The 15,100-nt window shown below is 64.8% G+C and carries 12 protein-coding genes; 1 reads left to right on the top strand and 11 read right to left on the bottom strand.

Features of this window, described 5'->3' with window-relative positions:
- Positions 1–142 precede the first annotated feature (142 nt).
- From FQ664_RS03265 to FQ664_RS03295, 6 genes are all read right to left on the bottom strand, one after another.
- On the bottom strand, positions 143–409 hold the full coding sequence (locus FQ664_RS03265) for a hypothetical protein (RefSeq protein WP_144170382.1): 267 nt from the start codon (positions 407–409) through the stop codon (positions 143–145).
- A gap of 490 nt (positions 410–899) precedes the next feature.
- Entirely contained in the window at positions 900–1,964 is a 1,065-nt protein-coding gene (locus FQ664_RS03275; protein WP_256675819.1) for a 2,3-butanediol dehydrogenase, read from the bottom strand.
- A gap of 52 nt (positions 1,965–2,016) precedes the next feature.
- Positions 2,017–3,123, bottom strand: coding sequence for an acetoin dehydrogenase dihydrolipoyllysine-residue acetyltransferase subunit (locus FQ664_RS03280; RefSeq protein WP_144170384.1), 1,107 nt, complete (start codon positions 3,121–3,123; stop codon positions 2,017–2,019).
- Complete coding sequence (locus tag FQ664_RS03285; RefSeq protein ID WP_085693246.1) at positions 3,120–4,142, bottom strand: alpha-ketoacid dehydrogenase subunit beta; 1,023 nt, start codon at positions 4,140–4,142, stop codon at positions 3,120–3,122. The genes FQ664_RS03280 and FQ664_RS03285 overlap by 4 nt, the downstream gene beginning before the upstream one ends.
- A 33-nt stretch (positions 4,143–4,175) precedes the next feature.
- Positions 4,176–5,153, bottom strand: a complete 978-nt coding sequence (locus FQ664_RS03290) for a thiamine pyrophosphate-dependent dehydrogenase E1 component subunit alpha (protein ID WP_144170385.1) — start codon at positions 5,151–5,153, stop codon at positions 4,176–4,178.
- Positions 5,154–5,175: 22 nt separating this feature from the next.
- The gene (locus tag FQ664_RS03295; protein ID WP_144170386.1) at positions 5,176–6,231 is read right to left on the bottom strand and encodes an ATP-NAD kinase family protein; all 1,056 of its coding nucleotides are present in this window, start codon (positions 6,229–6,231) and stop codon (positions 5,176–5,178) included.
- A gap of 282 nt (positions 6,232–6,513) precedes the next feature.
- Between FQ664_RS03295 and FQ664_RS03300 the strand changes: the two genes are divergently transcribed.
- Complete coding sequence (locus tag FQ664_RS03300) at positions 6,514–8,367, top strand: sigma-54-dependent Fis family transcriptional regulator (protein WP_144170387.1); 1,854 nt, start codon at positions 6,514–6,516, stop codon at positions 8,365–8,367.
- A 172-nt stretch (positions 8,368–8,539) separates the two neighbouring features.
- Here the strand turns inward: FQ664_RS03300 and accC are convergent, their stop codons facing one another.
- From accC to FQ664_RS03325, 5 genes are all read right to left on the bottom strand, one after another.
- Complete coding sequence (gene accC / locus FQ664_RS03305) at positions 8,540–9,895, bottom strand: acetyl-CoA carboxylase biotin carboxylase subunit (RefSeq protein WP_144170388.1); 1,356 nt, start codon at positions 9,893–9,895, stop codon at positions 8,540–8,542.
- 17 nt (positions 9,896–9,912) lie between these two features.
- The gene (gene accB, locus FQ664_RS03310) at positions 9,913–10,374 is read right to left on the bottom strand and encodes an acetyl-CoA carboxylase biotin carboxyl carrier protein (protein WP_112254132.1); all 462 of its coding nucleotides are present in this window, start codon (positions 10,372–10,374) and stop codon (positions 9,913–9,915) included.
- A 100-nt stretch (positions 10,375–10,474) separates the two neighbouring features.
- Positions 10,475–10,930, bottom strand: coding sequence for a type II 3-dehydroquinate dehydratase (gene aroQ / locus FQ664_RS03315; protein ID WP_144170389.1), 456 nt, complete (start codon positions 10,928–10,930; stop codon positions 10,475–10,477).
- 179 nt (positions 10,931–11,109) lie between these two features.
- Positions 11,110–12,882 carry a protein-disulfide reductase DsbD gene (locus FQ664_RS03320; RefSeq protein WP_144170390.1) on the bottom strand — a complete coding sequence of 591 codons (1,773 nt, stop codon included), beginning with the start codon at positions 12,880–12,882 and terminating at the stop codon, positions 11,110–11,112.
- Positions 12,883–13,101: 219 nt separating this feature from the next.
- Positions 13,102–15,063 (bottom strand): methyl-accepting chemotaxis protein, encoded by a 1,962-nt coding sequence (locus tag FQ664_RS03325; RefSeq protein ID WP_144170391.1) that lies wholly within the window; start codon positions 15,061–15,063, stop codon positions 13,102–13,104.
- Between the last annotated feature and the right edge of the window lie 37 nt (positions 15,064–15,100).

The raw sequence follows: 15,100 nt of genomic DNA on the forward strand, positions 1-15,100 counted from the left end.
GCGAACACCGGCGAAGCCGGTGCCATGCACCGCGTGGCCTTCTTCGCGGGTAAACCCGCTCCCACAGGATTTGTGCTCCCCTTGGGCCTTGTGCAATACCTGTGGGAGCTGGCTTGCCGGCGATGAGGCCGGACGACTCGACTCAATGCCAGGTGATATCCCCGGTCTGGCGATGCAACAGCAACTCGGCCAGCGCCTTGGTCATCTGTACGTGATGCACCGCGTTGACCAGCATGTTGATACCTGGCTCACCAGCATTGGCGCAGATGTATTCGTCCAGGGTGTCTTCGATGCCAGTCATCAGCTGGAGAGCATGGATCACGGCGTCTACCGAGGGCATGTCCTGGTTGATGGTGTAGAAGGGGCGGGAAGTCAGTGTTTTCGGTGGATCGGGGACAATCTTTTTCATGATCACAACTCACACGTCGGTTCAGAAAAAAGTCACCACTACGTCCTTTCTCACGGGATAAGGTGGCGACCGTGCACGGGGTGAGAAACCCGAGGACGTGTGAGCTCGGCCAGACCTAAGCCTGCCCGTGCACGGCTGCCATGACGAATGCCGCAATCACACATCTTCGGGTTTCTCACGCCCGGTCACCAAACATGGCGACCCTGCGACGGTATCCCTGAGGTGTTTCCCCGACAATGGAGCGACTTCCGACAGGCTCGTAGGATAATTCGCTAGATGATCCAACCTGAAGCATTTGGTCTCAGGTTCGGAAATGTCTTACATCCCTTGAGCCTTGTACGGTACTTGTGGGAGCGGGCGTGCCCGCGAACACCGGCGAAGCCGGTGCCATGCACCGTGTGGCCTTCTTCGCGGGTAAACCCGCTCCCACAGGTTTCTGCGCTGCCTTTGCGGCTGATGCAGTACCTGTAGGAACAGGATGCGAACGCAATCAGCGCATGCTCGGCGAAACGATGATCTTCACGTTCTGCTCCTTATTGTTCACCAACTCCTCAAAGCCCAGCTCGACAATCTGCTCCAGCCCGATCCGCCCGGTCACCAGCGGGCGAATGTCCAGACGCCCATCGGCAATGAAGGCAATCACATCGGCAAACTCGCCGTTGTAGGCCAACGCCCCCAGCACCTGTTTCTCGGTGGACACCAGTTCGAAGAAGTTGAACTCGCTGGGTTCTTCGAATATCCCCACCAGCACGCACTTGCCCGCCTTGCGGATAGTGTCGATGGCCAGCTTGGCCGTGTGCTTGTTGCCGATGCATTCGAAACTCACATCCGCCCCCAGCCCGGCAGTCAGCTTGTGGATCTCTGCCAGGGCATCGCACTGGCTGGGGTCCAGCACCACGCTGGCGCCAACTTCTTTAGCCTTGGCCTTGCGCGCCGAGGACATTTCCAGGGCAATCACCTGCGCCGCCCCCGCTGCCTTGGCACACATGATGGTGCACAGGCCGATGGTGCCGGCGCCGACCACCACCACGGTCTGGCCTAGCAGGCTACCGGCCTTTTTCACCGCATGCATGCCCACCGCCAGCGGCTCGATCAGCGCCCCGGCCTCCGGCGGAAAGCCCTGCGGTAGCCGATACAGCAGGTTGGCAGGCACGTTGACCAACTCGGCGAAGGCGCCGTTGTTCATCAGGCCGGTGAAGGCCAGGCGCTCGCAGATGTTGTACATGCCGTGGGTGCAGTAGTAGCAGGTGCCGCAATGTTGGCAGGCGTCCGCAGCCACCGGGTCACCGACGGCAAAACCTTCCACGCCTTCACCCAGCTTGGCAATCTGGCCGCAGAACTCATGGCCGAGAATGCACTGGCCCTGAATGCCGGTCAGCGGGTGCGGTGCCTCCACCGGGATGAATACCGGGCCGGCGACGTATTCGTGCAGGTCGGAGCCGCAGATGCCGCACCAGTCCACCTTGATCTGCACCCATCCGGGCGCAGGATCGGCCGGTAGGGGCACCTGTTCGACGCGAATGTCATTGCGGCCATGCCAGACGGCGGCGCGCATGTGGGTGTGGCTCAGGTCGTTCATTGTTGTTCTCCAGGCTCACGGAAAAGGCTTAGTGCTTGCGCAGGAACGCGAGCAGTTGCTGGTTGACCTGTTCGGCCGCTTCCATCTGCACCATGTGGCCGGCCTCAGGCAGTACCAGCACTTCAGCCTCCAGCCCTTCGGCATGACTGGCGGGGATGATCGCGTCCTTGCCGCCCCACACCACCAATGCCGGATGCTGCCCCAGCACCCCGCGCAGGTCATGGCGCTGGCGGTCGCCTTCGGCGATGGCCAATGCCAGCAGGCGCAACGCTTCGTCCACCCCTTCCAGGCGCTTGAACTTGAGCATGTCCTCCAGCATCTGCCGGGTGACCAGGGCCGGGTCGGCAAACAGCTGCACCATCTGCGGCTTGAGGGCATTGCGGTTGGCGGCAGTGACAAAACCTTGCAGGTACTGCCCGTTGATCGCCTCGCCCAGCCCGGCGCTGGCCACCAGGCTCAGGCTGGCCACCCGCTGCGGTGCCAGGCGCGCCACGTTCAGGCTGACCGCGCCGCCCATGGAGTGGCCGGCCAGGTGGGCCTTGGCGATGTCCAGGTGGTCGAGCAGGGCCAGCACGGTTTCGCTCAGTTCATCCAGGTCGCCGCGTTGCAGGGCTTTGCCCGACTCGCCATGCCCCGGCAGGTCGAGGGCGATCACCCGCCGCTCGGCTGCCAACGCCGGGTGGTTGAACAGCCAGTTGTTCAGGTCACCACCAAAGCCGTGCACCAGCACCAGCGGCGTGCCGCCTTCGCCCAACTCGAACCAGCGCAGCAGGCGACCGCCCACTTGCGCCTTCTGCGGCGCTGGGCCCTGGGCCTGGTCGGTGCCACCTTCGGCGACGAACTCGGCCTGGAAGCGCTGGACCACGGCATCGATCTCAGACTCATCGGCTTCGCCTTCAACCACTACCGCCAGCAGCGCGCCAACCGGCAGGGTCTCATCGGGCTGGGCTACCAGACGGCGCAGCACACCGCTGAACGGCGCCTCGACGCTGCTGCTGATCTTGTCGGTCTCGACGTCCAGCACCTCGTCGCCCTTGTTGATTTCGTCACCTTCCTGCTTGAGCCAGGTGTCCACCCGGCCCTCGGTCATCGACAGGCCCCACTTGGGCATGGTCAGGGTATGGATCTGGCTCATGCGGCACTCCTTGCAGCTTCGATCACTTTACGTACCGCAGCCTCGATCTTCGCCGCGTCAGGGATGTACAGGTCTTCCAGGGCATCGGAGAACGGCACAGGAGTATGCGGGGCGGTGACCATTTCGATCGGGCCCCTGAGCGCACCGAAGGCCTTCTGTGCCACCAGCGCGCTGATATCGGTGGCCATGGAGCAACGCGGGTTGGCTTCGTCGATCACCACCAGGCGGCCGGTCTTTTCCACGCTTTCCAGAATGCTGTCTTCGTCCAGCGGGCTGGTGGTGCGCAGGTCCAGCACCTCGCAGTCGATACCCTGGCGGGCCAGGTTGTTGGCGGCTTCCAGCGCCACATGCACCATGCGGCCATAGGTGACCAGGGTCACGTCGTCGCCATCGCGCAGGAAGTTGGCTTCGCCGAACGGCACGGTGTAGACCTCTTCCGGCACCTCGCCTTGCATGCTGTACAGCAGCTTGTGCTCGCAGAAGATCACCGGGTCGTTGTCGCGGATCGCCTGGATCAGCAGGCCCTTGGCATCGTACGGCGAGGACGGGCAGACCACCTTCAGGCCGGGAATGTGTGTCCACAGCGAGGTGAGCATCTGCGAGTGTTGGGCCGCCGCACGCAGGCCGGCACCGTACATGGTGCGCATCACCAGCGGGGTGACCGCCTTGCCGCCGAACATGTAGCGGAACTTGGCGGCCTGGTTGAGGATCTGGTCCAGGCAGCAGCCGGCGAAGTCGACGAACATCAGCTCGCACACCGGGCGCAGGCCCTGGGTGGCGGCACCGACGGCGGCGCCGACGTAACCGATTTCCGACAGCGGCGCGTCGAGCACGCGCCCCGGGAACTGGTGGTACAGGCCCTTGGTCACGCCCAGCACGCCACCCCAGGCGTCATCCTCGCCGGGGGCACCGGCGCCGCCGGCGACGTCTTCGCCAATGATGAACACCGTGTTGTCGCGGCGCATTTCCTGGGCCAGGGCTTCGTTGATGGCCTGCTGGTAGCTGATCTTTCTTGCCATGGTGATTCTCCTGTTGTTCTTGTAATCCGCGGCTCAGGGGTAGGCGACGTAGACGTCGGTGAGCAGGTCGGCGGGCTGTGGCTTGGGATCGGACTTGGCGCGGCGCACGGCGTCTTCGATCAGGTCCTCGACGCGGGCGTCGATGGCGTCCAGTTGCTCGGTCGTGAGCAGGCCGGTGCGGGTGGTCTTGTTGCGGAACTGCATGAGGCAGTCGCGGGATTCGCGCAGGTTCTTCACTTCATCGGGGGCGCGGTAGGTTTGTGCATCGCCTTCGAAATGGCCGTAATAGCGGCTGAGCTTGACCTCGATCAGCGAGGGACCTTGCCCGGAGCGGGCACGCTCGATGGCGGCACCGGCGGCCTCGTACACGGCAAAGAAGTCGAAACCGTCGATGGTGACGCCTGGCATGCCGAAACCGGCGGCGCGGTCGGCAATGTGGTCGCAGGCCACCGACCAGTTGGAGGCGGTGGCCTCGGCGTAGCCGTTGTTCTCGGCGACGAAGATGCACGGCAGGTTCATGATCGATGCCATGTTCATGGCCTCGAACACGGCGCCTTCGTTGGAGGCACCGTCGCCGAAGAAGGCCACCGACACATCGTCACGGCCCTTGAGCTTGGCTGCCAGCGCCGCACCGGCCACCAGCGGAGCACCGGCGCCGACGATGCCGTTGGCGCCGAGCATGCCCTTTTCCAGGTCGGCGATGTGCATGGAGCCACCCTTGCCGCCGCACACGCCGGTCTTCTTGCCGTAGATCTCGGCCATCATGCCGTATACATCCACACCCTTGGCGATGCAGTGGCCATGGCCACGGTGGGTCGAGGCGATGCAGTCGCTGTCGCGCAGGTGGGCCATGACGCCGGCGGCGGAAGCCTCTTCGCCGGCATACAGGTGGACGAAGCCGGGGATCTCGCCGGTGGCGAACTCCACGTGCAGGCGTTCTTCGAAGGCGCGGATGGTGCGCATCACTTCATAGGCATGCAGCAATTGTTCGGTACTGAGTTGATTGGACATCTTGTTGTTCTCCAGGGTTGTCTCAACACGGGTTTGCAGGGTGCAACCGGTGGCTGCGCGGTACGGCCAGCAGGTGATGACGGGCGGCATGCGCCAGCACGGCCTCGACGTCCACGCTCAACGGGCCTTGGTGATCGAGGGTGATGGTGGGGGTGTCGTGCTCGGCAAATTCGATTTCGCGTTCACCGTCCAGCGCCAGGGTGCCGCTGGCCAGGCTCAGGCGATGGGAAACGCCGGGTGTCAGCGGGCCGCTGGCGGTGATGCCGCAGCCTTGCAGCAGGCCGGGCGCCAGCGGCGCGAGCAGCGCTTGTTCGGCGCCGGGGTTCAGGCGTACCCAGGCGCCGTGCGGCTCCTGGCGCGAAACCGGGCACCACAGGCCGCACAGGGCCGACAGGCCGATGGCATGGGGTTCGGCGAAACAGGCGAAGACTTCGCAGAGGTCCTCGCTGCGGCTGAGTGCCCGAGCTCCGATGAAGCGCTGGGGCGACACCGCCACCTCCACCAGGGCCCATTCGGCAAGCTGTTGCTCTGGCACCTTCACCAGCAGGCGCTTGTTGCGGCGCAGGCCGATGCTGGCCGGTACCCGGGCGCTGGCGAGCAGGCCGCCAGCCAGGCCGGCACTGGTGGCTTCGCGCAGCTCGGGAAAGGCATTGTTGGTGCCGGTAGACAGGGTCAGCAGCGGTACGTCACCAGCCTCGGCGGCAACCGCCTTGTGGGTGCCATCGCCGCCGAGCACGGCGATCATCGCCACACCGCGTGCGACCATGCGCCGGGTAGCCAGGCGGGTATCGGCAACGGTCTGGGTCAGCGGCAGGTCGAGTATTTCGATGGCCGGCCAGTGCTGGTCACGGGCGACCGGGCCCTGGCTGGCCTTGAGCACGGCGGCGGCGATGCCGGTCATGTCGCTGGGCAGCAGCACCTGGCCGATCCCGGTGGCACCGAAGGCAGCGAGCAGGCGCTGGATCGCCGAGGCCTTGTCGGTGCTCGAATAGAGCCCGGCGTTGGCGGTCAGGCGGCGCAGGTCGCGGCCAGAGGCTGGGTTGGCAATGATCCCGACGGTCGGGGCGGGTAGCGGCATGGCGCACCTCGTTTTTTGTTTGCCAGGGCAGGAGCAAGCGCGGTGCCAGTTTCTTCTGAATTGGCTGAAGTGGTTGCAATAGAACGGTTTGCTTGCGCTCCGGCAGGTGCAGATGGTTTGGCTGGCGAGACGCCCGGTGCCAGCGCGGGGCATACGTTGCCGAGACGCTGAGACGCTGCGTCTCAAGCCAGCCAGTAATCACACAGTGCTTGTCGGGGCATGCCCGGAAGCGCTTAATGGCCGAACAACGATAAAAACAGCAACGAGAACCGGAGGGCCTGAATGCTTGCCGCGAACTCCCGAGCCCATGTCGACTGCGTCAGCAGGGTGCTGAAGAATGCCGACCGCCTGCCGCAGGTGCCGGTGCCACCGCTGATCCTCGATTCATGGCGCCGTTCCATGGAGCTGTACCGCCTCGACCCTGCATCCCAGCAGGGGCCGCGCATCCTCTCGCAAAGCCTGCTCAACGAATGCCGCGAACGCGCCGAACTGTTCCTGCGCATCGCCAGCGATGCCGTGGCCCGCCTGCATGAGCGGGTACGCGGTGCCGACTACTGCGTGCTGCTCACCGACGCTCTGGGGCGCACCATCGATTACCGGGTCGAGTCGGCCATCCGCAACGACTGCCGCAAGGCCGGGCTGTACCTGGGTACCTGCTGGTCGGAAGGCGAGGAGGGCACCTGCGGCGTGGCAGCGGTGTTGACCAGCAAGGCCCCGGTCACGGTGCACAAGCGCGACCACTTCCGCGCTGCGTTCATTGGCCTGACCTGTACGGCGGCACCGGTGTTCGACCCGCTGGGCGAGTTGCTGGGCGTGGTGGATGTCTCGGCCTTGCAGTCGCCGGACGACCGCCGCAGCCAGCACCTGATCCGCCAACTGGTCGAGCAGACCGCCCGCGAGATCGAAAATGCCTTCTTCATGTACAGCGCCCAGGGCCATTGGGTGATGCGCGCCCATGGCACGCCGGGTTATGTGGAAAGCCAGCCCGACTACCTGCTGGCCTGGGATGCCGATGGCCGCCTGCAGGCGATCAACAGCCTGGCGCGTCAGCAACTGGTGGAACACCTGGGGCGTTTGCCCGAGCACATTGGCGAGCTGTTCGACATGGACCAGCTGCGCCGCGTGAACGCATCGTCCGCGCAACGCCTGCCGGGCTTGGGTGGGTTGTACGGCCGGGTCAGCGCCCCGCGGCAGCGCCAGCCTGTACAGCCGTTGCGTCAGGCCCAGGACGCCCGCATCGAGCAGCACCTGCGGCTGGCCACACGGGTCAAGGACTGCAACCTGGCGGTGCTGGTGCAAGGCGAGACCGGGGCCGGCAAAGAGGTGTTCGCCCGCCAGTTGCACCAGCAAAGCCTGCGTCGCGATGGTCCGTTTGTCACCCTGAACTGCGCGGCCATTCCGGAAAGCCTGATCGAGAGCGAGCTGTTCGGCTACGTGGCCGGGGCCTTCACCGGGGCTTCCAGCAAAGGTATGCAGGGGCTGTTGCAGCAGGCCGATGGCGGCACGCTGTTCCTTGACGAAATCGGTGACATGCCGCTGAACCTGCAAACCCGGTTGCTGCGTGTGCTGGCCGAGGGGGAAGTGGCGCCGCTGGGCGCGGCGCGGCGGCAGCGGGTGGATATCCAGGTGATTTGCGCGACCCATCGCGATTTGGCGGCGATGGTGGCGGAGGGGCGATTTCGTGAGGATTTGTACTTCCGCCTGGCCAATGCCCGCTTCGAGCTACCGCCGCTGCGCGAGCGTGAGGACCGCTTGGGGCTGATTCACCAGTTGCTGGGCGAGGAGGCCGAGGCCTGTGGAGTTGAGGTGGTGTTGACGGATGATGCGCTGCAGGCGCTGCTGGTTTACCGCTGGCCGGGGAATTTGCGCCAGCTGCGGCAGGTGTTGCGCTATGCCTGTGCGGTGAGTGAGGGCGGGCAGGTGCGGGTGCAGGACCTGCCGCAGGAGATGCGGGGTGAAGCGGTTGGCTCGGCTGAAAGTGGGGTGTCGTGCCCGGCGCGGCAGTTGTTGCTGGATGCACTGATCCGCCATCGCTGGAAGCCGGCCGATGCGGCGCGGGCTCTGGGAATATCGCGGGCGACCTTGTACCGGCGGGTGCATGAGCACCACATCGAGATGCCGCGGATGAAGGGGTAGGGCCTGGGGCTGTTTTGCAGCCCAATCGCCGGCAAGCCAGCTCCCACCTCGACCGCATAGACCTCAAGCCGTGTGCAATCCCTGTCGGAGCTGGCTTGCCGGCGAGGAGGCCCTGACAGGCAATAAAAAACCCCGGCACAAGTCCGGGGTTTCGGTACATCACACTACTCGATCACTTTTCGTTAGCCAGTTTGTGCTCGAGGTAGTGAATGTTGACGCCGCCTTTGCAGAAACCTTCATCACGCACCAGGTCGCGGTGCAGCGGGATGTTGGTCTTGATGCCGTCGACGACGATCTCGTCCAGGGCATTGCGCATGCGCGCCATGGCTTCGTCGCGGTCCTTGCCGTAGGTGATCAGCTTGCCGATCAGCGAATCGTAGTTCGGCGGAACCGAGTAACCGCTGTACAGGTGCGAATCCACACGCACGCCGTTGCCGCCCGGGGCGTGGAAGTGCTTGACCTTGCCTGGGCTCGGGATGAACTTCTTCGGGTCTTCGGCGTTGATACGGCACTCCAGCGAGTGGCCACGGATGACCACGTCTTCCTGGCGGAACGACAACTTGTTGCCTGCGGCGATGCTCAGCATCTCCTTGACGATGTCGATACCGGTGACCATCTCCGACACCGGGTGTTCAACCTGCACGCGGGTGTTCATCTCGATGAAGTAGAAACGGCCGTTTTCGTACAGGAACTCGAAAGTACCGGCACCACGGTAGCCGATCTCGATGCACGCATCGACGCAGCGCTTGAACACTTCCTGACGGGCTTTCTCGTCGATACCCGGGGCTGGCGCTTCTTCCAGCACCTTCTGGTGACGGCGCTGCAGCGAGCAGTCACGGTCGCCCAGGTGGATGGCGTTGCCCTGGCCGTCGGACAGTACCTGTACTTCCACGTGGCGTGGGTTGGTCAGGAACTTCTCCAGGTAGACCATCGGGTTGCCGAAGGCTGCACCGGCTTCGGTACGGGTGAGCTTGGCCGAGGCAATCAGGTCCTCTTCCTTGTGCACCACGCGCATGCCGCGACCACCACCGCCACCGGCGGCCTTGATGATTACCGGGTAGCCGACGTCACGGGCAATCGCCAGGGCGACTTCTTCATCTTCCGGCAGCGGGCCATCGGAGCCAGGCACGGTCGGTACGCCCGACTTGATCATCGCGTCCTTGGCCGAAACCTTGTCACCCATCAGGCGAATGGTGTCGGCTTTCGGGCCGATGAAGGCGAAACCGGATTTTTCCACCTGCTCGGCGAAGTCGGCGTTTTCCGCCAGGAAGCCGTAGCCCGGGTGGATCGCGGTGGCGCCGGTCACTTCGGCGGCAGCGATGATCGCCGGGATATGCAGGTAGGAATCCTTGGACGATGCAGGGCCGATGCAGACCGACTCGTCTGCCAGGCCCAGGTGCATCAGTTCACGGTCGGCGGTGGAGTGCACGGCGACGGTCTTGATACCCAGCTCTTTGCAGGCACGCAGGATCCGCAGGGCAATTTCCCCGCGGTTGGCGATCAGGACTTTTTCGAGCTTCCCAGACATCGTTGGTTCTCCGCGATTCAAACGACGGTGAACAGCGGCTGGTCGAACTCAACCGGCTGGCCGTCTTCTACCAGGATGGCGTCGATGACACCGCCAACATCGGCTTCGATGTGGTTCATCATCTTCATGGCTTCGACGATGCACAGGGTGTCGCCTTTCTTCACGGTCTGGCCCACTTCAGCGAAGTTCGGCGAGGTCGGCGAAGGCTTGCGGTAGAAGGTACCTACCATTGGCGAGCGGATCACGGTGCCTTTCAGGGCCGGGGCGGCAGCAGCGGCTTCGGCGGCTGGGGCAGCAGCGGCAACCGGGGCAGCAGCAGGGGCGGCAGCCATCGGCGCAGGTGCGTAGAACTGCTGGGCAGCTGGGGTCTTGCTGTGACGGCTGATACGGACCGACTCTTCGCCTTCCTTGATCTCCAGTTCGTCGATGCCAGACTCTTCCAGCAGCTCGATCAGTTTCTTGACTTTACGGATATCCATTAATCATCAACTCCCAAAGGTTCGGTCAGGGGGCGAAATACAAAAAAACGTATCTGAAACGTTTCTCTCGAACCCTGGCCCATCGAGGCCAGGGTTTTCATCATTTGGGCTGTGCGTTGGCAGCCAGTTGTTCCAGCGCGGACTCCAGGGCCAGGCGATAACCGCTGGCGCCCAGGCCGCAGATCACCCCTACGGCAACATCGGAAAAGTAGGAGTGGTGGCGGAACGGTTCGCGTTTGTGCACGTTGGACAGGTGCACTTCGATGAATGGGATGCTCACCGCAAGCAATGCGTCACGTAATGCGACGCTTGTGTGGGTGAAAGCAGCCGGATTGATCAGGATGAAGTCCACACCCTCGTTGCGTGCGGCATGAATGCGGTCGATCAGTTCGTATTCGGCGTTGCTCTGCAGGAACTGCAGATGGTGGCCCGCGGCGCGGGCACGTTGCTCCAGGTCCTGGTTGATCTGGGCCAGGGTCACGGCGCCGTAATGGCCAGGCTCGCGGGTACCGAGCAGGTTGAGGTTGGGGCCGTGGAGCACCAGTAGCGTTGCCATCTGCGGATTCCTTGGATTTGTAGGGCAATTCGACACAGCGCGGCGAGTGTGCCGTAAAGCGACGGCAAGTGTCCAGTTCCCGGCAATAGCCAGCACGATGTCCGAGGTTCGCGCGAAGTATGTGACCAAATAATTAAATTTGGTCACTGATTTCAGGATTTTTCACAGCTCGCGGGAAGTTATAGACCGACTTTGTCGCGCACGCGTGTCAAAATTTGCGCAAATTCACCGGCATTTATCTCGCCAATGACCCGATCAGCGGTTATTTCGCTACCGTTCGCGGCAAAGAACAACAGGGCGGGAGGGCCGAACAGCTGGTAGCGGTCGAGCAGGCTGCGTTGTTCGGCATTGCTCTCGGTGATGTCGAAACGCAGCAGCTTGAAGCCGGCCAGTTGCGCTTGCACCTGCGGCGCGGTGAGCACCTCGCGCTCGATCACCTTGCAGCTGATGCACCAGTCGGCGTACCAGTCCAGCAGTACCGGTTGGCCGGCCGCCTTGGCCTGGGCCAAGGCGGCGTCCAGTGCGGCGGGGGTGGTGATGGTCTGCCAGCTATCCGCCTGCAGCGCCGGGCCGTTGCCTGCGGCCACAAGGGTTGCCGGCGGCAGCGGGCGCAGCGGGTCGCCCTGGCCGCTGAGGGCGCCGTACCAGCAGGCCAGGGCGTACACCAGCAGGGCCAGGCCAAGCAGTTGGGCCAGGCGCTGACGCGCGGTCTTGACGACAAACTCCAGGGCGCCGAGGAACAACGCCACGCCAGCGGCGAGGAAACCGACCAGCAGCAAGGTCAGCGGGCCTGGCAGCACACGGCTGAGCAAGCCGATGGCCAAGCCCAGCAGCAGGACGCCGATGGTGTTCTTCACCGTGTTCAGCCAAGGGCCGCTTTTCGGCAACCAGGCCGCGCCACCGGTAGCCACCAGTAGCAATGGTGCGCCCATGCCCAGGCCCAGGGCGAACAGCTTGAGTGCGCCGCCCAGGGCATCGCCACTGGCGCTGATGTACAGCAACGCACCGGCCAGGGGCGCCGACACACACGGCGAAACCAGCAGGCTGGAGAGTACGCCCAGGATTGCCGCGCCTAGCAGCGAGCCGCCCCGGGTGTGGCTGGCGACGTTGTTCAGGCGGTTGCTCAGGGCTTGCGGCAGCTTCAGTTCGAACAGGCCGAACATGGCCATGGCGAACACCACGAAGAACAGCGCGAAGGGCACCAGCACCCAGGCCGACTGCAGGCGCGCCTGCAGGTTCAGGCCGGCGCCGAACAGCCCCATCAGGGCGCCGAGTACCGCGAAGCTGGCCGCCATCGGCAGCACGTAGGCCAGCGACAGCGCCAGCCCGCGCAGGCCGCCGGCCTGGCCACGCAGCACCACGCCGGAGAGGATCGGCAGCATCGGCAGCACGCAGGGGGTGAAGGTCAGGCCGACCCCGGCGAGGAAGAACAACAGCAGCGCCTTCCAGGTCCAGGCGTGTTCACCGCTGGCCGGGGTGCTTGCGCCGCCTTCGCCGTCGATGCTCAGGCGTGCGGTTTCCGGTGGGTAGCACAGGCCTTTGTCGGCGCAACCCTGGTAGCCCACCAGCAGGGTGAAGGCGCGCGGGTCGTTGCGCGGCAACTCGATATCGAGCACGCCGTGGTACACCTCGACGTCGCCGAAGAACTCATCGTGCTTGGCCTCGCCCTTGGGGATGTTTGGTGTGCCCAGGGCGATATCGGCCGGTTCGGTGCGGAACTGGAAGCGGTGGCGGTAGAGATAGTAGCCAGCGGTGGCGACGAAGCGCAGCTTGATGGTTTGCGCATCGGCCTGGACCAGGTTGAGCTTGAAGGCCTCGTGTACTGGCAGGAAGTCGGCGTTGTTGGCCAGCGAGGCTGCGCCAAGGGTGGCACTGGGGCGGTTGTCGAGCAGGCCCGTGGCGAAGGCAGGGCTGGCCAGCAGCAGGAACAGCAGGAAAAACAGGCGGCGCATGGCGGACTCGCGAGGTGGAACGTGCTGGGCATGATAGCGGAGTTGGTGCGGGTTTGGGCCATGCTGGCGTTGGGGGCGACACATGGCCGCTGGCTCATGTGCCGCCTGTGCCGGCCTCTTCGCGGGTAAACCCGCTCCCACCTCGACCGCATAGACCTCAAGCCATGCGCTAACCCTGTGGGAGCGGGTTTACCCGCGAAGAGGCCGGCACAGGCCAACCTAGACTCTGAAGGCCCGCACCGCCCGGTTCAGTTCACCCCCCAGGCTAAGCAGCTGCTCGCCTTGCTCACGCCCCTCGCCAATGCGCTGCAGGTTGTCCTCACCCAACTCATGAATCCGCCCGCTGTGGTCGCGAATCTCACTCACCGCACCACTCTGCTGCGCCGTGACATCGGCAATCCGCACCGCCGTTTCCGAAATGGTGCGAATTGCACAGACAATCTCGTCCAGCGCCCCGTCCGCCGCCTGGGCCTGGTTGGCCGTGGCCTCGGCATGCTCAAGCTGCGCACGCATCCCGGCCACTGAACTTCTGGCGGCCTGCTGCAAGCGGTCGATCAGTGCCTGAATCTCGCCGGTGGCCCCGGTGGTGCGCTGTGCCAGTGAACGCACTTCATCGGCCACCACGGCAAAACCACGGCCCATCTCACCGGCACGGGCCGCTTCGATCGCGGCATTCAGCGCCAGCAGGTTGGTCTGCTCGGCAATCGAACGGATCACCGTCAGCACTCCGCCGATGGTGGCCGACTCCTCTGCCAGTTGCTCGATCATGCGGGCGTTGCCCTGCACCTCGTCAACCAGCTCACGCAAGCCCGACAGGCTTTGGCCGATCACCGTCTGGCCGTGCTCTACTGCACGCCCGGCATCGCGGCTGGCGTCGGCGGCGGCGCTGGCGTCGCCGGCCACTTGCTGGATGGTCGCTTCCAGTTCACCCAGGGCATCGCGGATCTGCCCGGTGTCGCCGGCCTGGCGTTCGGCGCCGTCATGCAGGGCGGCACTCATGCCGGCCAGGGCGTGGCTGCTGCCAGCCACCTGCTCGGCGTTGTGGCGGATAGTACCCACCAGCTCCACCAGGTACTGGCGCAGGCGGTTGAGCGATTCCTGGATGTCGCGCAGTTCGCGGTTGGTCCTGCCCAGGGCGATGGCCGCGGCGAAGTCTCCCTCGGCCCAGCGCGACAGGGCCGGGGCCAGGCCGGTCAAGGTGCGCGCCAGGCGCCGTTGCAAGGTGTCGATCAGCAGGGCGATAAGCAGGATAAGGCCGATCATCAGGCCCTGGATGATGCGCACTTCGGCGGCAATTTGCGCGTGCTGGCCACGTACCTCGGGCTCCAGCGCCGCGATGGCCTGCTGCACGGCCTCCAGACGCTGGCCGGTGCTGGCCGCCAGGGCGACGCGGCGCTCGATTTGTTCGCGGGTGCGCTGCAGTTCGCCCGGGTAACGGCTGAGCAGGCTCTGCAGTTCACGCTTGAGGCCAACGGCAATGTCTTCCTGCTGGGCGCTGGCCTGGGTTTCCAGGCCCATCATTGCGGCGAAGTCGTCGGCACCGGACTCGGCGGCGCGGGTTACGCCCAGCAAGGGCAAGGCGTCGATCGCCTGAGCCTGGGCGCGGATCAGTTGCAGCTCGCGCTCTACTTCGTCGGCCAGCTCCGGGCGGCCACTGCTGACCAGCTTGTCCCGGGCCAGCGACAGGCGACCGAGGTGCACGGTGGCGTCGAGCAAAGGCACCAGGTAGCGGCTGGCGTCGGCGCTGGCGCTGTCGCGGGCGTAGCCGGTCAGTTGTTCGAGGTTGGCCCCCAGTTCCCGCTCGGCTTGCAGCAGCAGGGCTTGCGGGTCGCCGGCCAGCTTGCCGGCGGCCAGCAGTTCCTCGGCGGTAAAAGCCTGCAGGCTGTCCAGGCTGGGGCGCAGTTTGTCGGCCAGTTCGCTGGGCCACTCGGCCAGCGCGGCCTGCAGTTTCTGATTGGCCTCCATGGCCGCGGCGTGGCGCAGGGCATCGCCGCTGCCCAGATAGGCCTGGATGTTGCGTGCCGCCTGGTTCTGGAACTGCTGGGACAGGCCCAGGTAGCGCTCCATCAACTGGTAGGGGCGTTCCAGGGCCCGCTGCGACCACCACAAGGTGGCGCCCAGGGCGATACACACGGTTACCAGCAACAGGGTGTTGAAATTGGTCAGCCACTTCAGGCGCATAGCCACGAGCTTCCTGGGGAGGAGGGGAGAGGTCGGT

This window comes from Pseudomonas persica (genome assembly GCF_900291015.1).
Classification (GTDB): Bacteria; Pseudomonadota; Gammaproteobacteria; order Pseudomonadales; family Pseudomonadaceae; genus Aquipseudomonas.